Genomic DNA, 13,704 nt, shown 5'->3' on the forward strand with positions numbered 1-13,704 from the left:
TGGGGCACAGACAAGGAAGCCGCAGACTCTGCGAAATAGAGACCACGGCCTACGTCGTGGAGATTCAACGGGACGCCAATCCCGGCTGCGCTTTACTGGCGCAGCGGCACAACTGTAGCACGGCAGGAATGGCATTGTCTGCCCAGGTCTGCAGTGCGGGTCTGCGCTTGTTCTTTTGGTATCCGAGCTGGTAGCTGCACAGGCGGCAATGTTGGGCTTGCTAGTCATGATGACGCTCCAATCAGGCACCGGTTGCGGTGTGCGTGCAGTGGGTTTGCAGCCATATTCAGCGCGTTGCGCGCGTCGGCATGCCGTTGGATTTGGGCAGTTTCGCCTACGGAGAAGATGGGCGCGGAAATGCGCACAGGAAAAGACTGAGCCATGGTGGACTCCAGGAGGGTTCGGTTTACAAAAACCACCACTCCGAGACCAATCAGGGCGGCAGCTCGACAGGTTGGTCTACTGGGAACCCTCTTGCGAGAACCAGCCAGGCTTGCGCCTGCCTGTCGAGCCGCCATAAAAGGGGGCACGACTGACAAAGCCGCATTCCATTGCGGGTACTGCGGCTTACGTCGCAGAGGATTCAACGGGAGACCAATCCCGGCTGCGCTTTACGGGCGCAGCGCCATGACTGTAGCACGGCAGAAATGGCATGGCTTAGCCAGGTCTGCATGTAGCGGCTGGGCGTTTTTGGTCATGCCTGTGCACCCTTGGCTTCGGCCCGCGCCGGCAGATGGATGGCCAGTTCGCGCAGGCTCGATCGGGAAGCGGCATGGTGCTGGTGGGCGCAGGCGTTCACCTTACACCTTTGTGTAAATTTTGTCATTAAATGTGATTTTTGTTTTAAAATTGCTTTTTTCGATGGGCCTCTCCCTCCGGGCATGAGCGCTGGCGCCCCGCCAGCCCAGCGGTGATGCCGCTTTTAACCGGATCCGGCGCCTCGCTGGTTCGACCCACCCCACCCCTTTTGGCGCCCTATTGACGATCGCTCGCCTGCCTCCGCGCGAGCGGGTTTTTTTCGCCCACATCGATACACATAAACGATCAGCACCGGGTGCTCTCTTTTTAATAATTTATGCGTTCTATAAGAAAAGTTTGCCAGGCTTCGTCCCTGGTCTGCCTTGCAGCGCTGGGCCTGAGCAATGCCCAAGCCAGTGAATTGACCCTCTACATTTCCCAGCCTGTGCGCAACGCGGACCTCAACGCCGCCGTGCCCGAGGGCGCGCTGCCGTGGTCAGACACTTACGGCGAGTCGTACACCATCGAAACCTTCAACGGCGAGACGCTGGGCACGAAAACGTCCGGCAACTGGGCCATCGGAACCTACCAGGTGGGCACCGGCGGCAACACCAATGTGGCCGCTGCCAATGTGTATGGCGGCGCAGGCACCGGTACGGCAGTGGGCAGCGGGGGTTCCAACTTCCTCAATGCAGGGACGACCGGCAACCCGTTAGGTGTCACGGTCACGTTGACCAACCCGGCGCGCTATGTCGGCTTCTGGTGGTCGGCAGGCTCGAACGGCAACAACGTCGAGTTGCTCGATGAGAACGACAACGTTTTGACGGCGATGACCACCGACGGTCTGATGGCGTTTTTGAATTCGCCGTCCAACCGCACGATGAAGGCATTGGACGGTACCACCACCTACAGCCGCGCCCAGTACAACGGCAATCCCTTTATCGAGGGCAACAACGGTGAGCCCTATGTCTATCTGAACTATGTGCTGAAGGACACCACGGCATTCGGCTCCACGACGATCAAGAAGATCCGTTTCTGGGGGGCGGGCTTTGAGCTGGACAACATTGCAGTGCGGGCAGAAAAGCTGCCCGGTCTGCCGGCAGAAACGGGGCTGCCGCCCAGCTGGGTGCCGACTGAGATCAAGAATGTTTTTGCCGATCCGCCGGCCACCGCCGACGACAACGCGAGCACGCGCATCAACACGCCCTCTGCGCCATTGGACCTGACCGCCAACGATCCCCATGCGCCAGCGGGCAGCTCGGTGACGCCACAGGCGTCGTCTGCCCACGGCGGCACGATTGCGGCCGATCCCGCCCATCCTGGCCAGTTCATCTACACGCCTGCCCCGGGTTTTGTCGGCACCGATACCTTCAGCTACCAGGTGTGCCTGGCGGCGCCCGACCAGACCAAATGCGCGACGTCGCTGGTCACGATGACGGTCACGGCCCCGGATCTGGCCATCGACCTGAGCGGCATCGTGGCGACGGCGACCGTAGGTGTGCCGTACCAGGGGCAATTCAGCTGCACGAACCGGGGCAATGCGGATGCGCTGTCTGACACCACCTGCACCATCGGCGCGCTGCCAGAGGGTCTCCAGGTTCAGGCTTGCACGCTGAGCCCGGACAACAGCGCCTGGACCGCTGGCAACCCGATAGCGCAAGGCGCGATGGTGACCTGCACGGTCGGTGGCACACCGGCGAATGTGAAGAAAACGACGACCACCACCGGCACGACCGGCACCACCGGCGACAGCGACCTGCGCAACAACCTGGCGAGCCAGGACATCACGGTCGTGGGCGCCCCAGCCATCGCCATCGACCTGGGCGGTTTGCCAGCCACCGGCACCATCGGCACGCCCTATAAAGGCAGCTTTACCTGCACCAACCAGGGCAGTGGCGACCAGCCCGATGCGGCTTGCACGGTCTCGGGCCTGCCAGCGGGCATCCGCCAAGGCGCTTGCACCATCGTGACGCCAGCGGTACCCGCTGCCAGCAGCTGGACATCGCCCTCTGCGATCCCCGAAGGCGCGGTGGTGACCTGCCCCGTGGAAGGCAAGCCGACCGAAGCTGGAACGTCATTGGTCAGCGGCTCGGGCCTGACGAGCAAGGCGAGCCGGGACATCACCATCACGGCCGTCCCCGTGCCCACCCCGGTTCCATCGCTGTCCACGTGGGCGCTGATGCTGCTGGCCGCCTGCCTGGGCGTACTCGGCATTGGACGCGCACGCAAGCAGCGCTGATCCGCGCGCCGCTGCCAGACACACGCCAGTCAGTGCAACGCTGACTGGCGTTTTTTTGCGCGCTATGGGCTGGCTGCACTGCACACGTCAGGCCGCTAACTGCGAGCCCCTTCCACCTGGCAAAAAACCGGGCGGACAACGCGATGCACGGGGTTTTTGCAAAAAAGCAAAGCTTTTTCAGATAAACCAAATACAACACCGACGGGCTCCAACAGCGGGCCACAAGCGTCGTTGAACGCCCGCTGCAGCGCACCCTTGAAAAGCGCACCTGGACGCTGCTTGCGGAACACGCGGCGGCTCACCCCGCTCAGGCTGAACCGTCGCCAGGGGCGCCATCCCGGTTGTCCTCGGCGGGCGGCTGGGCAGCAGCGCTGCGGTGCCAGGCCACACGGTACTGCTTGGGTGACTTCTGCCAGAACTTCTTGAACTCGGTCGAGAAATTGGCCGAGTTCGGGTAGCCCACCTCGGTCGCGATATCGGCAACGCCCAGCGTGGTTTGCTCCAGCATGCGCGCCGCCCGGGTCATGCGCTCGTTGCGGATGAACTCGAACACGGTGATGCCGTCGACAGCTTCAAACACCATGTTCAAGCGGTGCATCGACAAGCCCAGCGTCGCCGCGACACCGCTGCCTTTGAGCGCCGAATCACTGATACGGCTCAGGATGAATTCCGTCGCAATCTGCCTGATGGTCAGATTGGCGGGCAGCAGCTCCGACACCGGCTGCGGCGCGGTGGGGCTGGCACCGCGCAAAGCCGCCGCACGTTTTTGCGCCAACGTGATGTGGATGTGAATGCGCTCCTGGACTTCCTCGACATAGTAGGGCTTGAGGATGTAATCCACCGCCCCGGCCCTGAGCCCCATGACCCGGTCGTTTTCTTCATAAAGCGATGACAGAAAAATAAGGGGTATGTGGGTGGTCGCGGGGTTTTCCTTCAGCATGCGGGCGACTTTGAGGCCCTGGCGCTCCGGCAAGCGCAGATCCAACACGATCAGATCCGGCAGCTGGTACTGCGCACGGCTATAGGCCTGATTTTCATGCTCCAGCACCGTGATGTCATAAGGAATACTGCGAAGCGCCGCAACCAAAGGGCGGAGCTACTGCAAATCACGGTCAACGATCAGTACATGGGGTATTTTGCCCGCGTTATTACTCATATATTTTTATACAGAACCATGGCTACAACTGCAGCCATCCTCTGAAATGAATATCTGAGTTTCCAACCCCCTGCGCTAGATTCGAATCCATCCCATTTCAGCGCCATGCGATGGCGCATACAAAACCGGTTCGGCACAGAATATCCACCACCTTTTCAGCAGATGGCCCATTAATCATGGCGGTCTAAATAGCAAAAACGACGAAAGCGAGGCGAGTGCACACCGGCGAGCCATGCACTGGCGGGAGGGGGTGGCTGACCGGCAAATCAGAAGAGGTGCAGCGATTCGCGGTCAATATAGGGGGAGTCAGGCCACTAACATTACTATTTTAAAAATTACAATCAGAGACAGTCACCCATCGAATAATTAAATAGCAATAAGCAAAAATGCGGCAAGAAACCAAATTAATTTAGATTTAAACAAAAAAACATTTTAGATTTCACTGCTAGATTGGGATGCGTTTATGCATAACCAAACGCCCCATAGAAATTTCAAATGATCACCTTTCAGTGATTGTGTGGATTGTTATGGGCGCGGACTTTCCTTTTATTTGTCCTGGCGATGGAGTTTTATAGATGAGAACAATGAATAAACAAACTGCATTTTTTGCGGTGACGGTGGTGGCGCTGGGCGCTGCCAGCAGTGTGCAGGCGGCCACGCTGGCCTGCGGCACGCCATTGCGGGTGAGCACCGCCAATGTGGCGAACTGGTCCACCGATGCACGCTATGTGAGTGCTCCCACTGGCGCACCCGCAACCATCCGCGATGACTACAAATGGAACGGCTGGTTTGATCCCGCCACCCAGACGCATGGCGCCAGCTCCGGCTCGCTCAATGGCCAGCCGTTTGCGGGCAAGTGGTTGTCCTTTGGTGATTCTTCGTTTGTGGATGGCGCTGCCAACGGTGGCAATACCGGCAGTGGCACCTATCCGGCCGTGATTACCAACGGCGATACCGACAACGGAGCATGGGTTGCGGGCCGCGTGACCTTTATCTACAACGAGCCCATCAATATCGCCAGCAACGTTAACCTGTCCACTATTCGTATCCGGGGTGCGGGCGGCTTTGACGACAATACGCAGTTGGTGGTGCGCCCTGCCACCCCGCCATCAGGCGCTACCGACTGGCTGAGAATGCAGAACCTGGGCGGCTCCTACGCTGCGCCTGGGATCGTGAATGAGGATGGCAGCCAGGTAGGCCTGGGCTTTTACTACGGCGACAACACCCTTGGTTTTGCGGTACAGAATACTTTTTCGGCCCCCACCACTTCGCAAGGCAATCCCACCGGTCTGATGGCCGATATTGAGATCACCGCCGATTGCGCAACCGAACCCGCTCCTCAGCCCACCACCATTCTGGCCTGCCCCGCAGGCAGCCAGGCCGGCGATGAAGTGCGCGTGGGCCCGTTCACCACCAATGCACGCGACTGGAAATGGACGAAGCGCACCAACGCCGGTGCTTTGGAAAATGTGGACCTGCCGCTGTATGACAGCTACCGCTACCGCAGCTATTTCAACCCTGGCACGCTGTCCGAGGCCACCACTGCCCGATGGATCAGCCCTGGCACCACCGATCCTGCCAGCACGGATATCCCGGGCGTACCCTATCCAGCTGCCACTGGGCAGTCCAATGGCGGGGTGGACGGATCCACGTTTGTCATGAACCAGTCCATCAGTGTGGGGACCAACGTCGATCTGGCCAGCATCAAACTGGATGGACGCTTCGCCTTCGATGACTACGGAAACTCTGTCTATGTGAAGCCGGCAAGTGGCACCGAATCCTTTGGTGGGACCTATCTATCCAATGGCTACGGAGCTTTTACGTCCTTGACAACGCCTGCTATTCCCGGCTTTGAGCGTGGTCAGAACACCATCGGCTTTATGGTAGATGGGGGGCAAAATGCCAACAGCTGCGCAGGAGGCACCTGTGCCTTAGGCGCCATTGCCGACTTCTATGTGACCGCAGCCTGCACCGGCGAGCCACCGAGCGCGGACCTGTCCATTACCAACACCAGTGCCTCCACCAGCGTGGCCCCGGGTGCCACGGTGACCTACACCATCACTGCAAGCAATGCCGGCCCGACGGATGCCACCGGTGCCACGGTGACCGCCACGCTGCCAGCCGCATTGACCGGCGCCACGTGGACCTGCGCCGGCGCGGGCGGTGGCACCTGCGCCGCATCAGGCAGCGGCAATATCAGCGACACGGTGAACCTGCCGGTGGGCGCCACCGTGACCTACACGGTGACCGCCAAGGTGGCCGCCACTGCATCGGGTTCGCTGACCAGCACCGCCAGCATCGCCGCCCCCGCAGGCGTTGATGACCCCACCCCCGCCAACAACAGCGCGACCGCCAGCAGCGCGGTGGCCACGCCGGGCGCTGCGACGCCCGTGCCGGCCCTCGATCTGGCCGCGTTGGCCCTGCTGGGCAGCCTGAGCGCAGGTATCGGCGCCTTCGCGCTGCGCCGCCGCCAACGCGGACAGTGATCGCCCTGCGGTACGGGCCGGCCAGCCCGTAATGCCGGCTGCGAACCGCTTCCTTCGGGAGGCGGTTCTTTTTTTATACTCGCCGGTGGTGGGGCCAACTCTGGCCCCGGAAAGGCAAACCATGCAGCGCAACGGCCAGGCCGTCGTCGGTTCTCCGATCGCCGATGTGATTTTTGAAGACAAACGGGTATTGCTGCTGCTGGAGGATGGCCGCCAGCTGGCCGCACCGCTGTCCTGGGTGGGGCCCAAGGTAGTCGCGATGAACGCGCAAGAACGGTCGCAATGGGTGGCTACCGCAGACCGGCGCGGTGTCAACTGGCCCGGCGCCGGCCAGACCTCTGCCGATGGTGCGCTCCATGTCTGGATGCTGGAGCAGGATGCACTGTTTGAAGCGGCGCTGGCGGAGCTGAAGGCCTTGGACTGGAAGACAGACCAGCTCCCTCACCGCAGCCGGGCGCTGGTGGCGCTGTGGCGGCTGGTGGCCGATGGCTATAACGGCGGGCTGCTGCAGTTTCTGGGCAACTGGGGCATCGCGGAGATGGAGGTGGTGCTGGCCGCGCTGGCGGAGATTCAGGCCCGCGCGACGCTCGATGTGGTGACGGAGTTCTGGCGGCTGGTGGGCCCGATTGCGCGCTCGGACGAGGTCCACAGCATCGATGATGTGTACCGCGCTGTGGCGGGTGCGCTGTCAGAGCGGATCGAGGAACTGGACGAACAGTTCTGGGAGGCGGCTGAGGAGCTGGTCAAGCGGGTGCCGGCGTTTTTTGGGCCCGCGCCGTCGGCTGCCTGATTCGCGACCAAGCACAAACCCACAGCCCTCAACATGAAGTGAGGGCTGTTGTGCGCCTGGGCGCTACTTGTCATCGTTGGCGCTCAGGTTGTCCAGCAGGTCATCGAGCGACTTGAATTCGATGGTCTCCACACCGTCGTCCTCGTCGATGGAGATATCTTCCAGCGCCAGTTCTTCGCACAGCTGCGCGCGTACCCAGCACTGCGGAAACTGCTTGGGCGCGACAAAGGACAGCAGCACGGCATCGGCGAACACGGCCACCGAATGCAGGCTCAGGTCATCACGCAGGTCGGTAGGCTCTTCGACCTCGTCTTCTTCCACGGCCTCTTCCACCTCCACCGCAATATCGTTGATCAGCCGCTTCCAGTCGTCGGCCGGCATGGCCAGAAAACGCTGGGTATTGGCGATCAGGGCCTCCACATCCATCTCGGGGTTGTCGGCCAGCTCCGGATCGACATTGACATGGATATCGGCACCGGCCGCCTGGAAGTGCACGCTGCCAACCACAAAGCCGTCGTCGGCCTGCACGTCGTTGAGCAGCTGGCTCGCTGCCATGGCGTCACGAAGATGGGCAATCTGGGTCATGGGGGCCGTCCTTGCGTTGGAGTGAAGGGCCATCATAAGCGGCTGCTGGCGATGTAGCCACCGTGACCGTGAATGACTGTCATTCGGCGAACTGGCATCGGCCGCAAGGCCGTTATCTGGATCTCGTTCCTGGGCGTGGCGCCGTTTGCGCTGGCCCTGCCCTATGTGGCCCTGGTGTGGACCGCTGTGCTCGCCATCGTCATCGGCCTGGTGATGTCGTCGGCCTTTGCCGCGCTGGTGGTCTAAGCGCAAGAGGCCTTGCCCTGCCGGGTGGGCCTGGTTTCTGGCTTGATGTTTGGGCTGATGTTAGGCATGGGCGGCGTCGGTGCCGCTGGCCTGGGTGAGCTGGCCGATGCGCATGGCATCGTCTGGGTCTATGGCCTGACCTCGTTCCTGCCGCTGCTGGGGCTGGCGACGGCGTTCTTGCCGGATACGCGGAAGAAGCGGCAATAAGGTTTTGGCGCGCGCCTGGCATCAGGTGCGAGGGGCTGGTTGCCCAGCCCCTGATCGTTGGTATCACTGCAAGGGAACGTCGCCCAGGCCCATCAGGTTGCCATGGCGATCGCGGACTTGCAACGAATACGCGCTTCGGTTATTGGCCTCCTGGAACAAAGTCGCCTTGTAGGCCACACCGTCCCGGTTCCACACGCAAATCGCTTGGGCAGGGGACTGCGGGTTGGAGCGTGAGCAGCGCACCGCTCCATCGGCGCTGACGGCCTCGTCTGCCTCCACCCGCGACAAGGTGACGGCTTCCACCACCCGCTTATTGCTGTCTGCGACAAATCGCAGCCACCATTGTCCCAACAGCCCCTGCGCATCCGATGCACCGGGCTCCAACGCCATGCGGACCATCGGTTTGGGAGATTCGTTGGGGAACGCCACCTGGCCCAGAACACGCGAGGACACCCATTGGGGAAACGCACCGCTCCGAAACGTCAGCGCCAGGGTACCCGTGGCCTCGGCCAACTCCCCACTGGCGGGTGGACCGCCCAAAGTGCGACCGCCCTCGTAGCGGTTCAAGGCCAAGCTGGCCTCTACCCCTTGGTAGCTGGTGCTCCCCATATGGAAGGTGGGCGAGCCATCTGGAAGATAGTTGAAGATCTGAGCCAATGCCATGCCATTTTGCGCATCAATGGCGATGCCGCGCCCAGGCTTGAAGGTCAGCTCGTCCTGCACCACCCAGGTTCCACTGCTGGGTCTCACCGGGCCAGTGCAATGGCCCATATCGCCCACGTACAAATCTGCCCAGGAGGTGCAAAAACCGATGGTCACGACACTGCCCCCGCTTACCGCAGTGCCCATCAGGGTGTAGGTCTGTAATGCACCCTGGTTCAGCACTTCTACCTGCCCCGCCAGATCAACGTTGGCTATATGCAGTTTCATGGATTGCACAAGTGGGGTGGGGCCACCCGATTGCGAAGCTTGCCCAGTGGTGCAATGGTATTCATCCTTGCCCACGACCCGGCTGCAATCGAGCGTCTGCGTTGCAGCGTCTTGCAAGCCCTCTATCCGTACATGCCACTGCAAGGTTTCTGATGCCTTGTACACCGAGATATTGGCAAATCCATGGGGGTTCTGGTCGGCATCCAGCAGGGTGCCTAAAAACGACCGACGCACGCCTTTTTCCCAATAGCTGGAAACATAGTCATTACTGCGCATCTCGAAGCGTTGCATCGCCCTCACCGGCTCACCGGGAAACTGCACTGTGCCCTGCAGCCCATTGCTAAAACTGACGGTCACATTGCCCGGTGATCCCAGCACTTCCGCATCCCGCGCGTCACTGCCAAAGCTGCGTCCGCCTTGGTATTGCATCAGCGGCACGGTGATGGAGTCACCATCCAGTTGCCCCGTGGCCGTGTAGAAAGTGGCATCGCCATTTGGCGCGTAGCCAAACACCTGCATAAAGAAGGTATTGCCTTGCACGTCGATCGCCAGGCCCCGGCCTGGTTTGCCATCCAGTTCTTCGGTAATGGCCCAGGTGCCTGCCTGGGGGGTAAAACTGCGCGCAGCCCACGTGGCGGCGCACGATAAAGCCAGCACGGAGGCCGTGACTGTAGAGCTGATATATCTCGTTTTATTCAATGCTGTCTCCTGGTATGCGAGTCAGTATATGGAGCGATCCCCTTCCTATCCTTACAGAAACTGTCCAGTCTGCAGAGAGCTCCAGCATTGGGAGCGTCGCTTGAGTAGATGCCTTAAATACAACAAAAAGTTGCAAAGGCAATAAACGATGAATACGATTGAGAATGATTCTTGTTTGATTTTTATAACATCGTCACTCTCATGTCACATACCAAGCAACGCAGACTCCAAGCCAACCGGATCGTGATGGCTCTGATGGCGGCAGCCGCCACGGCCAGCGCATCTGCCCAACAAACCCAGCCCACGCAGCAAGGACAAGAGGCAGGCACCACCGCAGAGACCACCGCCAGCCCATCGGTCAACCTGCCCCAGGTAACCGTCCGCGACCGCTATGAGCGCGAAGACCTGCCCGCGCTGGCCCCGGGGCGCAAGGCGGCCAAGGGGGCGCGGCTGGGCATTCTGGGGGCGACCTCGATCATGGAAGCGCCGGTCCATGTCAATGCCTATACCCGCGAGCTGGCCGAGGACTGGTCGGCGCTGTCGCTGCAGGATGTGCTGGAGAACGATGCGGCGGTGGTCTTCACGACCAACAAGGGCCACTTGCTGCAGAACTTCAACCTGCGCGGGCTGGATGTGACGGCGATGGACATAGCGACCAATGGGCTCTACGGCATTGCGCCGGCCAACTCGGTGCCGATCGAGATGTTTGAGCGGGTCGAGGTGATGCGCGGCCCCAATGTGCTGCTGTCCGGCATGCCGCCGCTGGCCAGCGTGGCAGGCTCGGTCAATATGGTGACCAAGCGCGCACTGGCCCAGCCGATTGCCGACCTGACCGCCACCTATGTCTCCGATTCCTATTACCAGCTGCATGCCGATGTGGGCAAGCGCTTTGGGCCGGAGCAGCGCCTGGGCCTGCGTTTCAATGGCGTTTACGGATCGGGCGATATGGGTGCCGAGGACGAAAGGCAGAAACGCAATGTCGGCGCGCTGGGCCTCGATTACCTGGGCGACCACTACCGCCTCTACCTGGATGTGTACAACAGTGTCAACAAGATCGACGGTGGCAGCCCCGGCATGTTCAGCTTTCTGGGCAGTGCGGCCATCCCCGGTGTGGGTTACCTGCTGTCGCCGCCCGACGGCGATGTGAACCTGTTCAAGGGCACGCATGGCAAGTACGACAACAGCGGCTTGCTGGCGCGGGCGGAGTTCGATTTCAACAAAACCTGGCAAGGCTATGTGGCGGCCGGCGGCTCGGAGGCCGAAGGCCAGGGCCTGCTGTTTGGCACGCGCGCCATCGTGACCGGCGCTGACGGCACCACGCGCGGCGCGATCTACAACGTACACACCCAGTCGGAGCGCCGCACCGCCGAGGCGGGCGTCATCGGCAAGTTCGGCACCGGCAGCGTGCAGCACCGCCTGCAGCTGTCGTTCAACATCCTCAAGCACAAGGAAGGCACGGTCAACACCGCCTGCAACTACTGCTACACCACCAATATGTACCGGCCAACCGAGCCGGCCTTCCCGGCCGCGCCAACCTGGAAGGACTACACGACGGAGAACGAATTCCGCTCGTTGGCGATTGCCGACACGATGGGCTTCTGGGAGGAAAAACTGCTGCTGACCCTGGGCCTGCGCCACCAGACGGTGAAGACCCCGCTGGTCAATGGCGTTGCCTCCAACTACAGCGAAAACCGCGTCTCGCCGATGGTGGCCGCCGTGGTGCGCCCCTGGGGTGACCACATCGCGCTGTTTGCCAACTACACCGAAGGCCTGGAGCCCGGCCGCACCGTGGGCGCGGGCTATGCCAATACCGGTGACACGCTGGCCCCCATGCAGACCAAGCAGGGCGAAGTGGGGGTGAAGCTGCAGGCGGGCGAGACCACGCACACCATCAGCGCATTCCAGATCAAAAAGCCGTCGATCGTGACGAACGGCGCCAACTTCCAGGTGCTCGATGGTGAGCAGCGCTTGCGCGGCCTGGAATGGAGCGCCTTTGGCAAGCTGAGCGAGACGGTGGCCTTGCTGGGCGGAGTGGAGTACATCCAATCCAAGCAGATCAACACCGGGCTGGAGAACTACGGCGTGCCCAAGCTGCGCACCCGCATCGGGCTGGACTGGGACACCCCCGTGCAAGGCCTGTCGGTGGGCGGGCGCCTGTTCCACACCGGCTCGCAATGGGCCGATTCGGGCAACCGCCTCAAGGTGCCATCGTGGAACCGCATCGATGCGATGGCCCGCTATGCCACCAAGTTCGGATCAACGCCTGTGCGCTTCAACGCCAGTGTGGAGAACCTGACCAACAAGAACTACTGGATCGGCATGTTCAACGATGGCTTTGTGATGCCCGGCGCGCCGCGCACCTACCGCCTGTCGGCCACCGTGTCGTTCTGATCACCACCAAGGCTCTGGCTATGGCCAGGGCCCACCAACACCACAGCCCGCTGGCACGTGCATGCCAGCGGGCTGTTTTTATCAGCGGTGTGAGCGCTTTACTTGGTCAGGATCAGCTTGCCCAGCTTGGTGGCCTGCAGGGTGTAGACCGAGCCGTTATGGGCAATCTGCACAGTCTTGTGGCCGGCCAGCAGGCTGGCGCTGTCAACGCTGCGCACCTGCAGGTTGGCATCGTTCAGCGGCCGGGGCTGCAGCGCGATGGTGAGGGGCTCGGCAGCATGGGACCCGGCCTCGCAGGCAGCGGGCGTATCGGCTGCGTGCTGCGGCTGTGGCACAGCGGGGCGGCGGAGTTGCAAGGTACGGCGGGCGCTGGTGGCGGCATGCAGAGTGGTCATGGTGGCGCTCATGGCGGGTTGGAAGGTGGTCAGGCACATTACTGGGAGCGAGTCTAGCATCAAATGAGATTGATTATCATTCATAACCATGCCAACGAAGCAGTTTGAGGTCCGTCCCATCCCCTCGGCGAGACCCGGCAGCCCGCTGCGCCAAATCTTGCGGGTCACCGGTTCATTTGCGCTGCCTGGCAGCAACCAGCTTGGCCTCCAGGCGGGCGATTACTGTTTCTGCAGGGATGCCTGCAGCAGCGCGATGGTGCCGCGTGGCGGCCGCCCCCCGCTGCAGCCATCCAGCCTGTGCTTGCCGCTGCTGAATCTCATGGCGGACAGCGGTCTCGACAAAAGACGCCAGGCTTTCGTTCGGATCCAAGGCACGCTCCACCTCGTTCAGGAAAGCGGGCTCGACGCAAATGGATGGGATGGTGGCGGTCTTCATGGAGAGATCGTGGAGTACGGGCGTGTCGGTTCTCAGTGATCTTGCAATTTTCTCACTGCATGCAAATTGGGAACCGACTGTCAGGTCTCCGTGAGCTTTGAATTTTTCTCACTGTAATTTGAACTTGAGGCGCTTTGAGCTCAACCAGAGGGAGCCGGGGCGGCTTCCGGTCTTACGCGGGCCCGTGAGGCTGCTGTTGCGCAGGGTCAATGCGAAGGCACGATGGCGGCACACGGCCAGTATCAGCCCTTGGAGCTGTTCCTGCAATGGACTGCTTTTAACTGTGTAAGCGGTCTGTCGCAGGATGGAGCAACGCGATAAACCGCGTACACGCATGAGCGGTCCTTCTTGACGGCCCAAGATCGGCCCGTTGAGGCCATTCGGGCATGGGAAATGAGATCGTACT

10 protein-coding genes and 2 pseudogenes are annotated in these 13,704 nt (G+C 61.4%); 6 read left to right on the plus strand and 6 right to left on the minus strand.

Annotated features, from left to right (window positions below; all coding sequences use genetic code 11):
- Nucleotides 1–1,618: 1,618 nt before the first annotated feature.
- A pseudogene (locus ACCQ08_RS00475) lies at nt 1,619–2,164 on the plus strand (Ig-like domain-containing protein); the annotation flags it as partial.
- A gap of 91 nt (nt 2,165–2,255) precedes the next feature.
- Here ACCQ08_RS00475 and ACCQ08_RS00480 read toward each other — a convergent pair.
- Nucleotides 2,256–2,432, minus strand: coding sequence for a hypothetical protein (locus ACCQ08_RS00480; RefSeq protein ID WP_373448824.1), 177 nt, complete (start codon nt 2,430–2,432; stop codon nt 2,256–2,258).
- Here ACCQ08_RS00480 and ACCQ08_RS00485 point away from each other — a divergent pair.
- Nucleotides 2,405–2,977 (plus strand): IPTL-CTERM sorting domain-containing protein, encoded by a 573-nt coding sequence (locus tag ACCQ08_RS00485; protein WP_373448825.1) that lies wholly within the window; start codon nt 2,405–2,407, stop codon nt 2,975–2,977. The genes ACCQ08_RS00480 and ACCQ08_RS00485 overlap by 28 nt on opposite strands.
- A 307-nt stretch (nt 2,978–3,284) precedes the next feature.
- Here ACCQ08_RS00485 and ACCQ08_RS00490 read toward each other — a convergent pair whose 3' ends face one another.
- Entirely contained in the window at nt 3,285–4,064 is a 780-nt protein-coding gene (locus ACCQ08_RS00490; RefSeq protein ID WP_373448549.1) for a helix-turn-helix domain-containing protein, read from the minus strand.
- Between the two features lie 653 nt (nt 4,065–4,717).
- On the opposite strand from ACCQ08_RS00490, the gene ACCQ08_RS00495 reads away from it, so the two are divergent.
- Together ACCQ08_RS00495 and ACCQ08_RS00500 are read left to right on the plus strand one after the other, a co-directional pair.
- Nucleotides 4,718–6,619 (plus strand): DUF11 domain-containing protein, encoded by a 1,902-nt coding sequence (locus ACCQ08_RS00495; protein WP_373448550.1) that lies wholly within the window; start codon nt 4,718–4,720, stop codon nt 6,617–6,619.
- 121 nt (nt 6,620–6,740) lie between these two features.
- The gene (locus ACCQ08_RS00500; protein WP_373448551.1) at nt 6,741–7,409 is read left to right on the plus strand and encodes a DUF4375 domain-containing protein; all 669 of its coding nucleotides are present in this window, start codon (nt 6,741–6,743) and stop codon (nt 7,407–7,409) included.
- A gap of 63 nt (nt 7,410–7,472) precedes the next feature.
- Here ACCQ08_RS00500 and ACCQ08_RS00505 read toward each other — a convergent pair whose 3' ends face one another.
- Complete coding sequence (locus tag ACCQ08_RS00505) at nt 7,473–7,994, minus strand: hypothetical protein (RefSeq protein ID WP_373448552.1); 522 nt, start codon at nt 7,992–7,994, stop codon at nt 7,473–7,475.
- Between the two features lie 96 nt (nt 7,995–8,090).
- Here ACCQ08_RS00505 and ACCQ08_RS00510 point away from each other — a divergent pair.
- Nucleotides 8,091–8,447, plus strand: a pseudogene (locus tag ACCQ08_RS00510) (MFS transporter); the annotation flags it as partial.
- Between the two features lie 63 nt (nt 8,448–8,510).
- Here ACCQ08_RS00510 and ACCQ08_RS00515 read toward each other — a convergent pair.
- Nucleotides 8,511–9,917, minus strand: coding sequence for a hypothetical protein (locus ACCQ08_RS00515; protein ID WP_373448553.1), 1,407 nt, complete (start codon nt 9,915–9,917; stop codon nt 8,511–8,513).
- 360 nt (nt 9,918–10,277) lie between these two features.
- Here ACCQ08_RS00515 and ACCQ08_RS00520 point away from each other — a divergent pair, with 360 nt between their 5' ends.
- On the plus strand, nt 10,278–12,467 hold the full coding sequence (locus ACCQ08_RS00520; protein ID WP_373448554.1) for a TonB-dependent receptor: 2,190 nt from the start codon (nt 10,278–10,280) through the stop codon (nt 12,465–12,467).
- A 98-nt stretch (nt 12,468–12,565) separates the two neighbouring features.
- Here ACCQ08_RS00520 and ACCQ08_RS00525 read toward each other — a convergent pair whose 3' ends face one another.
- On the minus strand, nt 12,566–12,862 hold the full coding sequence (locus ACCQ08_RS00525; RefSeq protein ID WP_312463068.1) for a hemin uptake protein HemP: 297 nt from the start codon (nt 12,860–12,862) through the stop codon (nt 12,566–12,568).
- Nucleotides 12,863–13,034: 172 nt separating this feature from the next.
- A complete protein-coding gene (locus ACCQ08_RS00530; RefSeq protein WP_373448555.1) occupies nt 13,035–13,298 on the minus strand; it encodes a YlcI/YnfO family protein in 264 nt (87 codons plus the stop codon).
- Between the last annotated feature and the right edge of the window lie 406 nt (nt 13,299–13,704).

This window comes from Comamonas sp. SY3 (assembly GCF_041730275.1).
GTDB classification, from domain to species: Bacteria; Pseudomonadota; Gammaproteobacteria; order Burkholderiales; family Burkholderiaceae_C; genus Comamonas; species Comamonas sediminis.

Excerpts from the sequence above, each read along its gene's own strand:
- ACCQ08_RS00485 (WP_373448825.1), top strand. The coding sequence starts at position 2,405 with ATGGTGACCTGCACGGTCGGTGGCACACCGGCGAATGTGAAGAAAACG.
- ACCQ08_RS00495 (WP_373448550.1), top strand. The coding sequence starts at position 4,718 with ATGAATAAACAAACTGCATTTTTTGCGGTGACGGTGGTGGCGCTGGGC.
- ACCQ08_RS00500 (WP_373448551.1), top strand. The coding sequence starts at position 6,741 with ATGCAGCGCAACGGCCAGGCCGTCGTCGGTTCTCCGATCGCCGATGTG.
- ACCQ08_RS00505 (WP_373448552.1), bottom strand. The coding sequence starts at position 7,994 with ATGACCCAGATTGCCCATCTTCGTGACGCCATGGCAGCGAGCCAGCTG.
- ACCQ08_RS00520 (WP_373448554.1), top strand. The coding sequence starts at position 10,278 with ATGTCACATACCAAGCAACGCAGACTCCAAGCCAACCGGATCGTGATG.
- ACCQ08_RS00525 (WP_312463068.1), bottom strand. The coding sequence starts at position 12,862 with ATGACCACTCTGCATGCCGCCACCAGCGCCCGCCGTACCTTGCAACTC.
- ACCQ08_RS00530 (WP_373448555.1), bottom strand. The coding sequence starts at position 13,298 with ATGAAGACCGCCACCATCCCATCCATTTGCGTCGAGCCCGCTTTCCTG.